Source organism: Streptomyces sp. SJL17-4 (assembly GCF_036826855.1).
Classification (GTDB): Bacteria; Actinomycetota; Actinomycetes; order Streptomycetales; family Streptomycetaceae; genus Streptomyces.
In genome coordinates this window covers 2,725,382-2,739,621 of sequence record NZ_CP104578.1, presented here as the reverse complement: position 1 = coordinate 2,739,621, position 14,240 = coordinate 2,725,382, and the positions used below count along the sequence as shown (strand labels likewise).

At 74.4% G+C, this 14,240-nt stretch carries 10 protein-coding genes; 8 read left to right on the top strand and 2 right to left on the bottom strand.

The genetic code is table 11. From position 1 onward, the window contains the following. Nucleotides 1-6: 6 nt before the first annotated feature. Entirely contained in the window at nt 7-1,467 is a 1,461-nt protein-coding gene (locus N5875_RS11800) for a multicopper oxidase family protein (RefSeq protein WP_338493501.1), read from the bottom strand. A 426-nt stretch (nt 1,468-1,893) separates the two neighbouring features. Between N5875_RS11800 and N5875_RS11795 the strand changes: the two genes are divergently transcribed. The 3 genes from N5875_RS11795 to N5875_RS11785 all read left to right on the top strand — a co-directional run bounded on the left by N5875_RS11795 (nt 1,894) and on the right by N5875_RS11785 (nt 3,958). After that, the gene (locus N5875_RS11795) at nt 1,894-3,432 is read left to right on the top strand and encodes a SagB family peptide dehydrogenase (RefSeq protein ID WP_338493500.1); all 1,539 of its coding nucleotides are present in this window, start codon (nt 1,894-1,896) and stop codon (nt 3,430-3,432) included. Between the two features lie 142 nt (nt 3,433-3,574). Further along, complete coding sequence (locus N5875_RS11790; protein WP_073912617.1) at nt 3,575-3,751, top strand: thiazolylpeptide-type bacteriocin; 177 nt, start codon at nt 3,575-3,577, stop codon at nt 3,749-3,751. A gap of 36 nt (nt 3,752-3,787) precedes the next feature. Then, on the top strand, nt 3,788-3,958 hold the full coding sequence (locus N5875_RS11785; RefSeq protein ID WP_015036315.1) for a thiazolylpeptide-type bacteriocin: 171 nt from the start codon (nt 3,788-3,790) through the stop codon (nt 3,956-3,958). A 114-nt stretch (nt 3,959-4,072) separates the two neighbouring features. Here the strand turns inward: N5875_RS11785 and N5875_RS11780 are convergent, their stop codons facing one another. Next, nucleotides 4,073-4,636 (bottom strand): hypothetical protein, encoded by a 564-nt coding sequence (locus N5875_RS11780; protein WP_318207782.1) that lies wholly within the window; start codon nt 4,634-4,636, stop codon nt 4,073-4,075. A 233-nt stretch (nt 4,637-4,869) separates the two neighbouring features. Here N5875_RS11780 and N5875_RS11775 point away from each other — a divergent pair, with 233 nt between their 5' ends. From N5875_RS11775 to N5875_RS11755, 5 genes are read left to right on the top strand one after another with little or no spacing between them, the layout of a single operon-like run. Beyond that, nucleotides 4,870-6,114, top strand: coding sequence for a hypothetical protein (locus N5875_RS11775; RefSeq protein ID WP_338493498.1), 1,245 nt, complete (start codon nt 4,870-4,872; stop codon nt 6,112-6,114). Then, entirely contained in the window at nt 6,111-8,825 is a 2,715-nt protein-coding gene (locus tag N5875_RS11770) for a hypothetical protein (protein WP_318207780.1), read from the top strand. Before N5875_RS11775 ends, N5875_RS11770 begins: the two co-directional genes overlap by 4 nt. After that, nucleotides 8,822-10,663, top strand: a complete 1,842-nt coding sequence (locus tag N5875_RS11765) for a hypothetical protein (protein WP_338493497.1) — start codon at nt 8,822-8,824, stop codon at nt 10,661-10,663. Before N5875_RS11770 ends, N5875_RS11765 begins: the two co-directional genes overlap by 4 nt. Beyond that, nucleotides 10,653-12,617: a TOMM precursor leader peptide-binding protein gene (locus N5875_RS11760; protein WP_338493496.1), complete on the top strand. Its 1,965-nt coding sequence runs from the start codon at nt 10,653-10,655 to the stop codon at nt 12,615-12,617. Before N5875_RS11765 ends, N5875_RS11760 begins: the two co-directional genes overlap by 11 nt. Further along, the gene (locus tag N5875_RS11755; RefSeq protein ID WP_338493495.1) at nt 12,614-14,239 is read left to right on the top strand and encodes a nitroreductase family protein; all 1,626 of its coding nucleotides are present in this window, start codon (nt 12,614-12,616) and stop codon (nt 14,237-14,239) included. Before N5875_RS11760 ends, N5875_RS11755 begins: the two co-directional genes overlap by 4 nt. The last annotated feature ends 1 nt before the right edge of the window (nt 14,240 follow it).

Below are 14,240 nucleotides of genomic sequence, written 5' to 3'. Positions count from 1 at the left end.
AAGGCTTCAGGAGATACGCATCTGCGCCATCATTCCCATGGCGCTGTGGTCGATCATGTGGCAGTGATAGGGAAAGACCCCGCGGTGGGTGTCGAAGGTCAGCTGGAGTTTCGCGGTCTGCCCCGGGAAGAGGAGGACGGTGTCCTTGAGTCCGGCCTCCGCCGGATAGACCGGCATTCCGTCCCGCTCGAGAATGCGGAACTGCACCAGATGGGTGTGGAAGTTGTGCGGAACGGTCGTGCTGGTGTTCCTGACCGTCCACACCTCGGTGGCGCCCCACTTGATCTCGGTGTCGATCCGGTCGTGGTCGAAGGTCTTCTCGTTGATGTACGCGAGGTGGCCCGTGCCCGGCTCGTCCATCCGCAGTTCGAAGCTCCGCTCCACGGTCGGCGTGGGCAGCGGCGGCAGGGTGGTGAGGACGTCCGGCACCCGGCTGGTGTCGGTCACCTGCTCCTCGACGTCGAAGCGCATGATCTGCCCGACGAGCTCGGTCGGCCCGGGGCCCAGCATGTTCGCCAGGGTGACCTGGGTCCCCGGCGCGTACCGCGAGAAGTCGACGACGAAGTCGGCGCGCTCACCGGGGGAGAGGACGATCACCGGCGAGGGCGCCGGCGCCGGCAGCAGCCCGCCGTCCGAGCCGACGTGGATGATGGGGCTGCCGTCGGAGAGCGCCATCACGAAGATGCGCAGGTTGCAGGAGTTGACCATCCGGAAGCGGTACTTGCGGGCCTTGACCTTCATGTACGGCCACGGGGCCCCGTTGACGAGGATGGTCGTGCGGTTGAGCGCGTCGTCCATCGTGTAGACCATCTGCCCCGCCGCGTCGAAGTGCGCGTCCCGGAGGATCAGCGGCACCTCGTACGGCCCCGAGGGCAGCCCGAGCGCGTCCTCGGCCTCGTCGCCGAGGAGGTAGAGCCCGGAAAGGCCCCGGTAGACGTGCTCGGACTCCATGTGGTGCGCGTGGTCGTGCGTCCACAGCGTGGCGCCCACCTGGCGGTTGGCGTACACGTACGTCTTCGAGCGGCCCGGCTGGATCAGGTCCATCATTCCGCCGTCCTGGTCCTGCGGGTTGTTCCCGCCGTGCAGATGGACCGAGGTCGGCGCGGAGAGGGCGTTGATCTGCTTCACGACGGCCGTGCGCCCGCTGCGGGCCCGGATGGTGGGGCCGGGGAACGTGCCGTTGTACGTCAGGACCTCGGTCCGCAGCCCGGGCAGGATCTCGACCCGCGCCCTGCGCATGGTGACCGCGTAGTAGTCGGCCGACCGGGTGCGGCGGTACGGGGCGAGGACCCGCGGCCGGGGCAGCGGCACGGTGAACGGGGTGACCGCGGGCGGGCCGGCGGGCGGCTCGGCGGCCACCGCCTGCGTACCGGAGGTGAGGCTCTGGAACACCCCGCCGGCCGCGCCGACAGCGCCGACGGCACCGGCGGTGAGTCCGAGTCGTATCGCGTTGCGGCGAGAGAACACAGCGGATTCCTAACGTGACGGTTTTCCGGGAACGGTGGATCGGGTGGTGGATCGGGTGGTGGATCGCGTGGTGGATCGGGCGGTGGTTCGGAACAGTGGTTCGGAACGGTGGTGAATTCGCTCTCCGAGCATGGGCGCGAACCGGCGGAACTCCGAGCGGGTGAGCACCGGTTCTTGCATGTGTCACGCAATCGATGACCTCGGTCATTCCGGCCGGTGGGGAGGGGAATCGGGGAATCCGGGATGACGGGAGTCATGAATCGCCGAGGAGATGTCACCGATTTCGGCGGGCGCGGATCGGAGCCCGATTCCCCGCGCGAGAGTGTCGCCCGGCGTCTGCCCTGCGTGCGGCGCCTTCCGTCCGCCGGCCTCCGGGGTCGTACGGCCCCGGCGCCGGACCGTCATCCTCGCGCCCACGGAGGCACCGTGCAGACCACGCAGACACCATCGGACACCGGCCCGCGCCCCCTCGGACCCGCCCTCGCCGTACCGGCGTTCACCGGCGGCGTGCGCGTCCTCTTCGCCCCGGGCGGGGGTGACGTCGCCACCCTCGCCGGGCCCGCCACCTCCCTCGCCCTCCGCCCCGTCCGGGACGGCGTCCGGACCGCCCTGGAGCGGCTCGCCGAAGGGCCCCGGCCCGCCGAGGAGTTGTACGAGGGGCTGCGCCCCGCCGAGCGCGTCCAGTTCGAGCGGGTCCTCGACCGCGCCCGGCACCTGGTCGCGCACGCCGTCCTGGCCCGGGGCGGGAAGCGCGAGTTGCTCCGCCTGGAGCCGGTGGCACGCGAGGCCGCGTACGTGCCGGTCCTCGTCCCCGCCGACGCGACCGTACGGCTCTCCCGCTTCGCCTTCTGCCGCACCCGCGAAGGCGCCCTCGTCCTGGAGTCGCCGCTGGTCACCTTCCGGGCGGTGCTCACCGACCCCGCCGCCCGGACCCTGGCCGCCGCGCTCGGCGAACCCGGCACCCCCGCCCGCCTCGGCGCCGACGCCGGTCTCGACGCGGCCGGCACCACCGATGTCCTCGGCCACCTCGTCGGCGCCGGATTCGCCGAACTCGCGGACGAGGGCGGGGCCTTCGCCTCGGACGATGAACCCGTCCTGCGGCAGTGGGACTTCCACGACCTCCTCTTCCACTCGCGCATCCGCTCCGGCCGGTACGACGACGTGTTCGGCGCCGTCTACCCCCACCGGGGAGCCATCGAGCCCCGGCCGGCCGTGCGGCCCGTCCCCGAAGGTCCCGCCGTGCCCCTCCACCGGCCGACCCGGGAGGAGATCGCGGCCCACGACCCGTCCCTCACCACGGCGATCGAGACCCGGCGGTCCATCCGGGGCTACGGCGACCAGGAGATGACCGCCCGCCAGCTCGGCGAGTTCCTCTACCGTGTCGCGCGCGTCCGCGCCCACTACACGCCGGAGCCCGGCAGCGACCGCGACGAGGTCGTCTCCCGCCCCTACCCGAGCGGCGGCCAGGGCTACGAGCTGGAGCTGTACGTCACCGTGCGGCGCTGCGAGGGCCTGGCGCCCGGCATCTACTACTACGACCCCGTCGGCCACCGGCTCGTCCTGCGGAACGAGGAGGAGGCCGACCGGGAGTCCCTCTTCCACGTGGCCTCCCGGGCCACCGGCATGGAGGCGCGCCCGGACGTCCTCGTCACCGTCACGGCCCGCTTCCAGCGCATGTCGTGGAAGTACCGGGCCATCGCCTACGCGACCACGCTCCGGCACACGGGCGTGCTCTACCAAACGATGTACCTGGTCGCGACGGCCCTCGGTCTCGCCCCGTGCGCCCTGGGCAACGGCGACGCCGACATGTCCGCGCGGGTGCTGGGCCTGGACTACCTCCAGGAGTCCTCGGTGGGCGACTTCCTGCTCGGCAGCCGGCGCCCGGACGACTCCGTCGCAGGTGAGCCGGGTGAGGGCTGGCGCATGCTCAACAGCCCCGAGTGGTCCCTTCCCGAGAACCCCTGATCCCGTGCGGCATGACGCCGGTTATTCCTGGCGTGATAAACGTCAGGCGGAGCCCGGAAAAGCTGGTGCGGGGGATGGTCGGTCAGCATTATTGGTGTTGCAGCCGAACGGTTGCCGAGAAGAATTCGGAAAGGAATTCAGAATGAGCATCGACGACATCAAGCAGGGCCAGGACGCGGACAAGGCGTTCGAGAACTTCGACGTCGACGAGCTGGAGACCCTCGAGGTCGCCCAGGGCGTGGCCCTCCCGGAGATGGGTGCCTCCAGCGGCTCGATCGGCACCTCGTCCTCCTCGTCCTCCACCTGCTCCGCCTGCTGAACATCCCCCAACCGAAACGCTGAAAGGAAACACACCATGAGCATCGACGACATCAAGAACGGCGACGACGCGGCCTTCGACAACTTCGACGTCGCGGAGCTGGAGACCCTCGAGGTCGCCCAGGGCGTGGCCCTCCCGGAGATGGGTGCCTCCAGCGGCTCGATCGGCACCTCGTCGTCGTCCTCCTCCACCTGCTCGGCCTGCTGACCGAGTAACCGAGGCTGAACGCACGACGCACGAAGGATGCGACCGCCCGGCTCCGGCCGGGTGGCGCATCCTCGCGTGCGTCTCGCTGTTTCCGAAGGGTCCGGGTCCGGGCCGTCAGCCCCGCAGGGCGACGTGGAAGGACGAGGCCCACAGCACGATCGCCGCGCCCAGGCCCACCACCGTACGGATCGTTTCCGCAGTGGTGCCGGCCGCCAGGACGACGAGCCCCACGAGCGCGACCGCCGTCAGGAAGATCGCGGTCCACTTGTACTGCCCCTGGTCGAAGAGGCGGGCGAGCGGGAAGAAGTGCAGGCCCACGACCAGGCAGATCCCGACCGGGATGAACTCGGGGTGGCCCGAGGCGTTCGACGCGGCGATCACTGCGAAGATCGCCACCAGCTCGGCCATGTTGACCAGGCCGACCCCCCGGTTCCACTTCTCCGGCAGGCGGACGAGACGGGTCACCGGACCCGCGGTGCCCCGGAAGGCGAACACCACCGCGCCGGCGGTCACGGCGGCCGCGACGACGCCGACCGCGACGGACACGGGCACCGCCGCTATTCCCGAACCGCCCGCGAAGGCCCATACGAGGGCGAAGACGGCGAGGACGATCGCGCCGCGACGGCGCAGATTGCGCGTGAGTGCCAGGCACTCGGCGTCGGTGGATTCCGTAGTCATGGCGCGGACCCTACAACGCTCCACCGTGATGATCCGACCGGGTTGTCTATTTTCAGCCAGTCCGACTCGATCGGCATCGCGTGAAGCCATGGCCCGAGCGTCACGGAAAGGGTGACACATGTCAGCCGGAACCTCTTTCCCCTTACGCCCCGCAATTCCCCGCCACATGATTACGGCCGGAAGCGAAAGAAAGCCCAGGACGTTGTTCTCGAATTCTCGGAAGGTGCGAAAGCATGGGGGTTGATGCGCTGGAGCGCACTGCCGTGAAGCCGGATTCCGACGGCCTGACGGGAGTGCGGCTGCACACACGGATGCCGGTCACACCGGCCTGGCTCGCCCGGTACGTCGTACCGGTCGCCCGCGCGCTGAACGAGGCGGGCGCTCCCGCCGTCCAGCTGCGCCGCGGGTGGCTCCACGGGCCGCACGTCGACATCCTCGCCCGCGACGCCACCGGCGTCCCCGGCGGCGGCCCCGACTGGGAAGGCGTCGCGCGGGCCCTGGACGCCGGACCGCTCGACCCGCCCCGGGCCCTCACCGAGGAGACCTACCTCGACCAGGCCCGCGAGTTCGGCCGCCTGGAGGCCGTCCAGCCGCCGTACCTGCCGCTGCGCGAACACGGCGCCGTCGAGCGGATCGAGCCCGGCGGGCGGGTCGGCGGGCAGGCGGACGGGCAGTCCGGCGGGCAGCCCGCCGCCCGCGACCCGCGCCTCGACCGCTTCCGCACCGTCGTGCACGGGGCCCTGACCCCCGCACTCCTGCGGACGATCGACGACCTCGCCGGCGAGCCCGGCTCCGGCACGCTCCGGCTCGCCGAGGCCTTCGTCGCGCTCGCCGACACCCACACCCTCGGCCTCGGATACGGAGTCTTCTCGCCCCGCTCCCACGTCGAGGCCTTCCTCGCCTGGGCCGCGCCCACCAAGGACGTACGCCCCGTCTTCCAGCAGCGCCTCGCCAAGGACGCGCCCGTGCTCCGCAGGGTCGTCGAGCAGCGGCTGAGCGGCGAGGTCTCCGCGACCGCCGCCGCCTGGCGCACCGGACTCGCCTACGGCGCCGGGGCGCTGGAGAGCGCGGTCGCCGCCGGCACCCTCACGCTCGACCTGCTCGACGGCGCGACCGCCGGGCTCGACCGCTCCGAGATGGGCCCGCCCGGCGCCACCACCGTCGTCCCGCAGGGCGAGCAGCCCGACAGCGACTTCCACCGGACCGTCGGCGAGGCCGGCGTGACCTCGGCCCCGTCGCCATGGTTCGCCTCCTTCCGCCTCCTCACGAACCTCTTCTACGAGCAGCTGCCGCTGCTCACCGTCTCCCCGATGCAGCGCTACTACACCTGCTTCGCCGTCGCCGAGACCGTCGACGAGGTCCTCGGCGTCTCCTGGCGCGAGCGCATCGCCGCGAACGCCCCTGCCGGGAGCGCGAGTTCATCCGCCCCTGCCCCGAGCCCCGCTCAGGGCACCGCCCCCGAGGGAGCCCTCCGATGACCGCCCCCGTGATCGGCCCCCCGACGGACCTGCCCGGGGCCACTCAGCCCGAGCCGGCGACCGTACCGACGGCCGAGCCGGTGACCGTACCGACGCCCGAGCCGGCGACCGTACCGACCCCCGCGCATGCGGCACCCGCCCCCGAGCCCCTCTGGTTCCTGCGGGTCAACCCGCTGCGCCGGGCCCGGCTCGCCGACGCCGAGCTGCGCCGGCAGCTCGTGCTCCTCAACGCCGCCGAGCAGACCCTCGCCGAAGCCTCCGCCGCCGCCTCCGACGAGCTGTACGAGCGGATCGGCGCCGCGACCGACGACGCCGAACGGCGTGAACTGATCGCCCTGCGCCGCTCCGTGAACAGCGGCAAGGCCCCGAAGAAGGCCCCGGAGCCCGCCACCCCCGTGATCGCCGCCTGGCTCGCAGCCCGCCAGGAGCGCGAGCGGATCCGCGAGGAACTCGTCTCCGGCTACCCCGACGCGGCCGAGCGCGAGCGCGGCGTCCTCGCCGAACTCCTCGGGGACCCCGACCTGTTGCGCTCCCTCGCCCTCGTCGCACCCGAGGTCCACCAGGAGGCCGAGCGCTACCGTGCCGCCGTCCGGGCCCCCGGCAAGGTCCCCTCCAAGTCCCGCAAGTCCGAGCGCGGACTCATCCAGTACGTCACCCGCGCCATGGTCCGTACGAGCCCGCTCGCCCGGTTCACCGCCGTCGGCATCGCCGAGCCCGACCCGGCCGCGCCCGGCCCCGACGAGGCGGGCTTCGCCGGCGCGACCGCCTTCCCCGGCCTCGACCGCGTGATGCTCAACTACGTCCTCGGCGGACTGCCCGACCCCGCGGGCCGGGCGATCGAGGACATGTGGATCGGCCTGCCGCCGACCTCCGCGCCCGACCCGGCGGCCGGGAAGCTGTTCTTCCTGAAGCCCGCCCCCGAGGGGATGCGCCGGGCCGCCGTCTCCCTCGACGGCCCCGCCGGAGACCTCCTCGACGCCGTCTCCATGGGCCCCCGCCCCTTCCCGTCCGTCGTCGCCCATGTCGCCGAACGCTCCGGCATCGCCGCCGAGGACGCCGACCAGAAGGTCCGCGGCGCCGTCGCGCAGGGCCTCCTCTGCACCTTCCACGAGGCCGAGGACGGCTCAACCGACTACGACGTCCTGCTCACCCCCGACGACCCCCGCCCGGTGACGAAGCTGCTCACCGACCGCGTCAAGGCCGGCCTGCCCGCCTTCACCGCCGCGCCCGCCGCCGAACGCGGCGACGCGCTCGCCGAGTTGCGCGGCGCCCTCGGCGAACTCAGTCATGCCGCGGGCCGCCCCGCGCACGTCACGGTCGAGGAGGACTACGTGATGCCGCCGCTCAAGGTGGCCACGGAACCCTGGAAGGAGTCCCTGAAGGACCTCGGCCCGGCCGTCGAACTCCTCACCGTCTTCGACTGGCTGCACGACGTGCGCGTCCTCATGACCGCCGCGTTCGTCGAGCGCTTCGGCCCCGGCGCGAACGTCCCCCTCGCCGCCCACGCCCCCTTCGTCGTCGGCGAGGTATCGCGCCGCGCCGCCGCCATGGCCGCCGTGTACGGCCCCGACGGCCCCGGCGACCCGACCGCGCTCAAGGGCATCGGCCCCGACGACGGCTCACTGGAGCGCATCTACGAGCTGCGCCGCGAGGTCACCGAGACGCTCCACGCCCTCATCGGCCGGGCCGTCGAGCGCGGCGACGACACCCTCCGCATCAGCCCGGAGCAGGTCGCCGGCCTCACCGGCGACCTGCCGGAACGATTCCGCCGCGACCCGCTGATCTACGGCATCCTGCTCCAGCGCGGCGACGGCCACCTCGTCCTCAACGACGGCCTGCCGGGCCACGGCATGCTCTACGCCCGCTTCCTGGAGGCCGACCGGCGCCTCGGCGGCCGCGCGCTGCCCCGCCTCGCCGAGCACGTACGCCGGGTGTACGGCCACGACGGCGCCCGCGTCACCGAGGACCTGGGTCTGCACCGCCTCAACGTCAACGCCCACACGCCGATCCTGCCCGGCGGCCTCACCCCCGACGACTGGTTCGGGCTGCGGCTCGCCCACGACCCCGAGACCGACTCCCTGCGCGTCGAGGACGCCGACGGCGCCCCACTGCGGGTCCTGCCGCTCGGCACCGGCCACCCCGGCCTCTTCCCGCCGCCGCTCTCCGTCGCCTCCGGCCTCGCCATCAGCGGCCGCCTCTTCAACGCCCTCCCCAACAGCTGGCACGCCGCCACCCCCTGGGACCGGGCCACCACCCGCGTCGCGCCCCGCATGGCCGTCGGCGACGTCCTCATCGGCCGCCGCCGCTGGTACGGGGGAGAGGAACTGGGCACCGCCCTGGCCGCCGGTCCCGAGGAGCACGAGCGGCTCCTCGCCCTCAACGCCTGGCGTGCCAAGTACGGCGTCCCCGAGGAGGTCGTCATCAAGACCGTCCCCGAGGACGAGGGCCCGCTCTCCGTCGGCGCCCCCGACATCCAGTCCAAGCGCCTCCAGCAGAAGCCCCAGTACGTGGACCTGAGCAGCGCGCTCGGCGCCCGCGTCCTGCCCCGGATGCTGGAGCGCCGCGGCGCCGACACCGGCGGCAGCTACCTGGAGGAGGCGCTGCCCGGCGTCGTCGACGGCACCCACGCCACCGAGTGGGTCGTCGAGGTCGGCCGGACCGCCGGCGGCCGCTTCACCTACCACCCGACGACCGACGGGGAGGAGCGATGACGATGCCCGCACAGGTGCTCAGGACACGTCCGGACCTGCACTACGCGCCCGTCCCCGGCGGGGTCTACTTCAGCGGCGCCCGCGCCCAGTTCGTCCTGCGCGGCTCCGAGGTCCTGCACGCCGTCGCCCAGGGCTGCGTCCCGCTCCTGGAGGACGGCACCGACGAGGACGCGCTCGTCGCCGAGATCGGCACCGAACGCGCCCGCCCCGCCGTCCGTCTCCTCGTCGACAAGCTCCGCGAGAACGGACTGCTCCTCGACCCGGCCGCGCACACCGCGCCCGAACCGCCCGCCGACGTACGGGAACGGCACACGGAGTCCCTCGCCCGCCTCGAAGGCCTCCTCGACGACCCGTACGGGGCCTTCGCCCGGCTCCGCTCCGCGACGGTCCTGGTCACCGGCCCGGCGACCGCGACCGGCCCGGCCGTGCGCGGCCTGCGCCGGGCGGGGGTCGGCACGGTCCTCACCGGTACGGACGAGGCGGCCGCCACCCCGGACGCGGTCCTCGACATCCGCGAGGACGACGGGACATCCCCGACGGAGGCGCCCCTGGTCGTCCCCGTCCTCCTCGGCGGCACCGGCGTCACCCTCGTCGGCCCCGCTCTCACCGGCCCCGCTCTCACCGGCCCCGCTCTCACCGGCCCCGCCCTCACCGGCCCCGGACACCCGGCCGTCCGGGACGCGTTCCACGACCGGGCCCGCGTCTGGGCCGCCGCCGAGTCCACCGCGCCCGCGCCCCGCCCCATGGCGGACGCGCTTGCCGGCGCCCTCGGCGCGCAGCTCCTCATCGACACCCTCACCGGTACGGCGGACACGGGCGAGGCCCATGTCGTGCACGGGACGGACCTGGTCTCCGACCGGGTCACCGTCGAGGGAGCCCACCAGGCGGCCGCGACCGGCCGACCGGGCTCCCTCCCCGAGGGGCCGTTCACCCTCGGCACCGCCCCCGCCGACCCCCGTCCCGAACCGGACGAGGCACGCGAGACGGCGACCCCGCTCGCCGCCCGCTGGACCGGACCGCTCGCCCTCACCGAGGGCGCCGACCTGCCCCAGATGCCGCTCGCCCTGCGCGCCGCCGAGCTCCGCGCCGACGGCCGCCCCACGACCACGGTCCTCGCCTGGGCCGCCCATCAGGAGACCGCCACCGTCGCGGCCACCCTGGCGGCCCTGCGGGCCCTCATCCCCGGGGCTCCCACCCCGGCGGCCGGCCCGCACGCCCACATCCCCGGGGCTCCCACCCCGGCGGCAGGGCTCACGAGGGAACACTGGCTCCTCGACGGCGCGTTGCGCCTGCTCGCCGAGGAGACGGCGCCCCTTCCGGCGAAGACCGTCACCCCGCACGTGCCGCCCGCGGCCCTCCCGGCGGGCGCCCCCGCCGTGGCCGCGGGCGGCGAGACACGTGCCCCCGCCGAGGGAACGGGACGGGCCGAGCCTCTCGATCCCGAAGGCCTGCGCATCCTCGCCCGCCTCCGGGACCTCCTCCCGCAGGAGCCGGCCGTACGGTTCCACCACGTGCCCGGCCTCGACTGGCGGCTCGCCGAGGTGACCGCCGACGGCGTCACCCTCGGCCGCGCCTGGGGCGCCGACGCGGCGGAGGCCGCCAGGAACGCCCTGTGCACCGCCCTCGCCCACACCCAGACCGTGGGCGGACCCGGCACCGTCGACCCGCTCTCCACCGACGCCCTGCTCTTCGCCGACCGCGCCGTCCTGGACGCCCTCCGCGCCCAACTGGCCGCCCGCACAGGCACCACGTACCGGGGCGAGGCCCTCCGCCACGACCCCGTGCTCGGCGAGCTTCCCCTCTGGTACGGCCCTGTGGAGGCCCACGATGCCCACTGACACGCTCACCTCCGTCCCCGTTCCCGTTCCCGCCCCCGTCCCCGCCCCGGCCCTCGCCCAGGGTCCCGGGCTCGACGCCCACCCCGCCGACGAAGCCTGGCACGCAGCGCTCGACGCCCTCGCGGACGTCCTCCCCGAGGGAACCGTCGCGGTCGACCGCGGCTGGCACCTCGCCTGGGAGCGGGCGCGGTTCGACGAGGCCGTCGCCGCCGACCGGGCCCACCTCTCCGTACGCCTCCTGGGCGACGAGGTCCTGGTGGGGCCCCTCTGGCGGCCCGGCACCGACGCCGGCTGCGCCGGCTGCGCCGAGGTCCGCGACCGCACCGTCCCCGACCACCCGCTCGTCGGCGACCTCCGGTACGCGACCACCGCCCCCGGGCCGGGCGCGCCGCTCCTCCCCGAACTGCTCCGGGCGACCCTGGAGCACCTGGTGAGGCGGCCGCTCGGGCCCGGCGAACTCTTCTCCGTCTCGCCGCGCGGCCTGCGCCGCCACCGGATCGCCCGCAGCTTCCACTGCCCGCTCTGCGGACCGGCGTACGAGCGGCTCGACGGTACGGAGACCCCGGCGCCGCTCGCCCTCACCGACCGGCCCGCCTTCCCGGACGACTGCACCCGCACCGCCGCGAGCCGACTCGTCGAGCGCGGGGTGCTCCAGGACCGCCTGGTCGACGGCCGCTTCGGGCCTGTCCGCGCGCTGCTGCGCGAGTCCCGTGCCCCGTTCGCGATGAGCATGGCCGTGGTGCCGGACGCCCCCGCGATGGGCCACGGCCGCGCCCGGACCTTCGCCGAGACCGGACCGGTGGCGATCCTGGAGGCGTACGAACGCCTCGCGGGCTTCCCGTACGACATCCCGGTCCTCACCCACCGCTCGTACGCCGAGGTCGCCGACCACGCCGTCGACCCGGCCGGGCTCGGGCAGTACACGGCCGGGCAGCTCGCCCATCCGACCAGCAGGGCCACGCCGTTCGACGCGGACACCCCGATGGACTGGGTGTGGGGTCACGACCTCGACGACGGGCGCCCGCTGCTCGTCCCCGCCGACCACGCCTTCTACCAGTACGAGTACAACCACCGCCGCGACCGCAGGGCCGCCCGCGCCGCCGGGACGCCCGGCCGCAAGCACTACTTCTACGAGTCGTCCAGCGGCTGCGCCGTCGGCGCCAACCTCGAAGAGGCCGCCCTGCACTCGCTGTTCGAGCTGGCCGAGCGGGACGCCTTCCTGCTCTCCTGGCACCGGGCAGCGCCCCTGCCGACCATCCCGAACTCCTCCCTCACCGACCCCACCAGCCGGGCCATGATCGAGCTGATGGAGTCGCGCGGCTTCGACGTGCACCTCCTCGTCGCCACCCAGGACATCGGCCTCCCCGTCGTCTGGGTGCTCGCGGTGAACCGCCTCAACCCCTTCCCCGCCACCTTCTCCTCGGCCGGCTCCGGCGCCGACCCGCAGTCCGCGATCCGCGGCGCCCTGCGCGAGGTCGCCCAGCTCGTCACCAACCCGGTCGACTGGACCCGCGAGACCGTCGAGCCGATGGTCGAGGACCCGTGGCTGGTCCAGGAGCTGGAGGACCACGTCCGCTTCTCCTCGCTGCCCGAGACCGCCGCCCGTGCCACCGCCGCGCTCGGCGGCCCCCGGGTCACGCTCGACGAGGCCTTCCCCGACTGGCCGGGGCGGATGGAGCGCGGCTCCGGCGGGGACGTGCGCGGCGCCCTGGACTTCGTCCGCGGACTCTTCGCCGAGGCCGGACTCGACCGGATCGTCCTCGTCGACCAGACCAGCCGCGAACACGCCGACGCGGGCATCCACGTGGCCCGCGCGGTCGTCCCCGGCATCGTCCCGATGTGCTTCGGCCACGCCCAGCAGCGGCTGGCCGGACTGCCCCGGCTCACCGCCGCCCTGCGCGGCACCGGGCAGGAGCTCCGGGCGATCCCCCTCGACCCCCACCCGTTCCCGTGACGGCCCCGACGGCCCCGCGCGCGACGGAGGCGGCGGCCGGCGCCGGGGCGTGGACCCGGCGCGGACCCGTCGACCTGCCGGGCCCCGACGGCGACAACAGCATCGCCCGCGAGCCCCTCTGGTACGCGTACGGGGCCGGGGACGACGCGCCGGAGGCGCCCCCGTGGACCTGGGTGCCGCAACCGCCGCCCGACACGCACGTGCCGCCCCCGCCGCCGCGCGGGGGCGGCCCGCGCCAGGCCCTGCCGCTCGGCACCCACGACCGGCTCGCGGCCCTGCAGTACCCGGCGCTGCCACCGGGTGGCGCGCCAGACCGGGGCGCGGCTCGGACAGCGGCCCGGGGCGGCGGGACCCCGAGCGCGGCCGAACCGGTCGCGGCCGAACCGGTCGACGACCGGCTCGGCCGCGCCCTCGTCACCGCCTTCGGCCCCCAGCGCAGAGAGCCCGAGAACCCCTACAACGACCACCGGCCGTACGCCTCGCCCCGCTGCCTCTTCCCCGTCCACGCGTTCGTGGACGGGGGCGCGGGCATGCCGTGGCGCCTCCTGGAACCGGACCGGCACGCCCTCACCGGCGCCCCGGCGGGCCCCGCCAGGAACGTCCTGCTCACCGGCCGCTACACGACCGTGCCGCCCGCCTACCAGTGGTTCCGCGGCTCGCTCATCGCGATCGAACTCGGCTTCGTGCTCCGGGCGTTGAGTCTGGGCCTGGAACTGTTCGACGTACCCGCGCGGCTCCGCCTTCCCGGCCCGGACGCCCACGCCCTGCTGCCGGCCCTCGGCCTGGACGACGCCTGGGCGTGGTCCCTGCCGTTCGTCGTGGAGCTGGACGGCGGGGGAGTGCCGGCCCGCGAGGCGGACCCGGCGCCCGGGACACCGGCCCATCTCACCCGCACCGACCCCGCCCTCGCCGAGCTGATCCGTGTCAACCGGCAGCAGACGTACGACGGCGCCCCCGCCCCGCTCACCACCGCCGTCCCGGCGGGCCTCGGCCCCTCGGCGACCGTGCCGGACTGGGCGGAGCTGCTGTGGCGGCGCCACTCCGGACGCATGCCGCGCGCCCTGCACGGCATGAGCGGCCGGCGCCGGAACGTGCCCGCCGAGGCGCTCGACAGCGCGGCCCGCTGGCTCTCCGTGCCACCGCCCGGTCCCGAACTCGCCACCGCCTTCGAGGCGTTGAACGCGACCGCCGTCGTCCAGGGCGTCGAAGGACGCACCGATGGCGTCCACCGGCTCCGGGACGGAGCCGCGCACCTGCGGCGAGCCGACGCGACCGCGCCCGAGCGTCTCGAGGAGCAGTACGGCTACGGCGTCTCGCCCGTCAACGGCTGCGGCATCCGCGACGCGCCCTTCACGGTGTTCCTGTCCGTACGGACCCGGGAGCTCTTCGAGCGCCTCGGGGCCGCCGGCTGGGGCGCCGTCCAGCACGCCGCCGGCTGGGCCGCGCACGGGCTCTGCCTGTCCGCCGCCGCCTCCGGCCTCTTCGCCCGCCCCGTGCGGGCCTTCAAGGAGATTCCCACCCAGCGCGTCCTCGGCCTGGACCCCGACGAGATGATCGTCCTGTCCGTGGTCGTGGGAGTACCGCAGGACACCGGCGGCGCGCTGCTCGACCTCAGACTCTGAA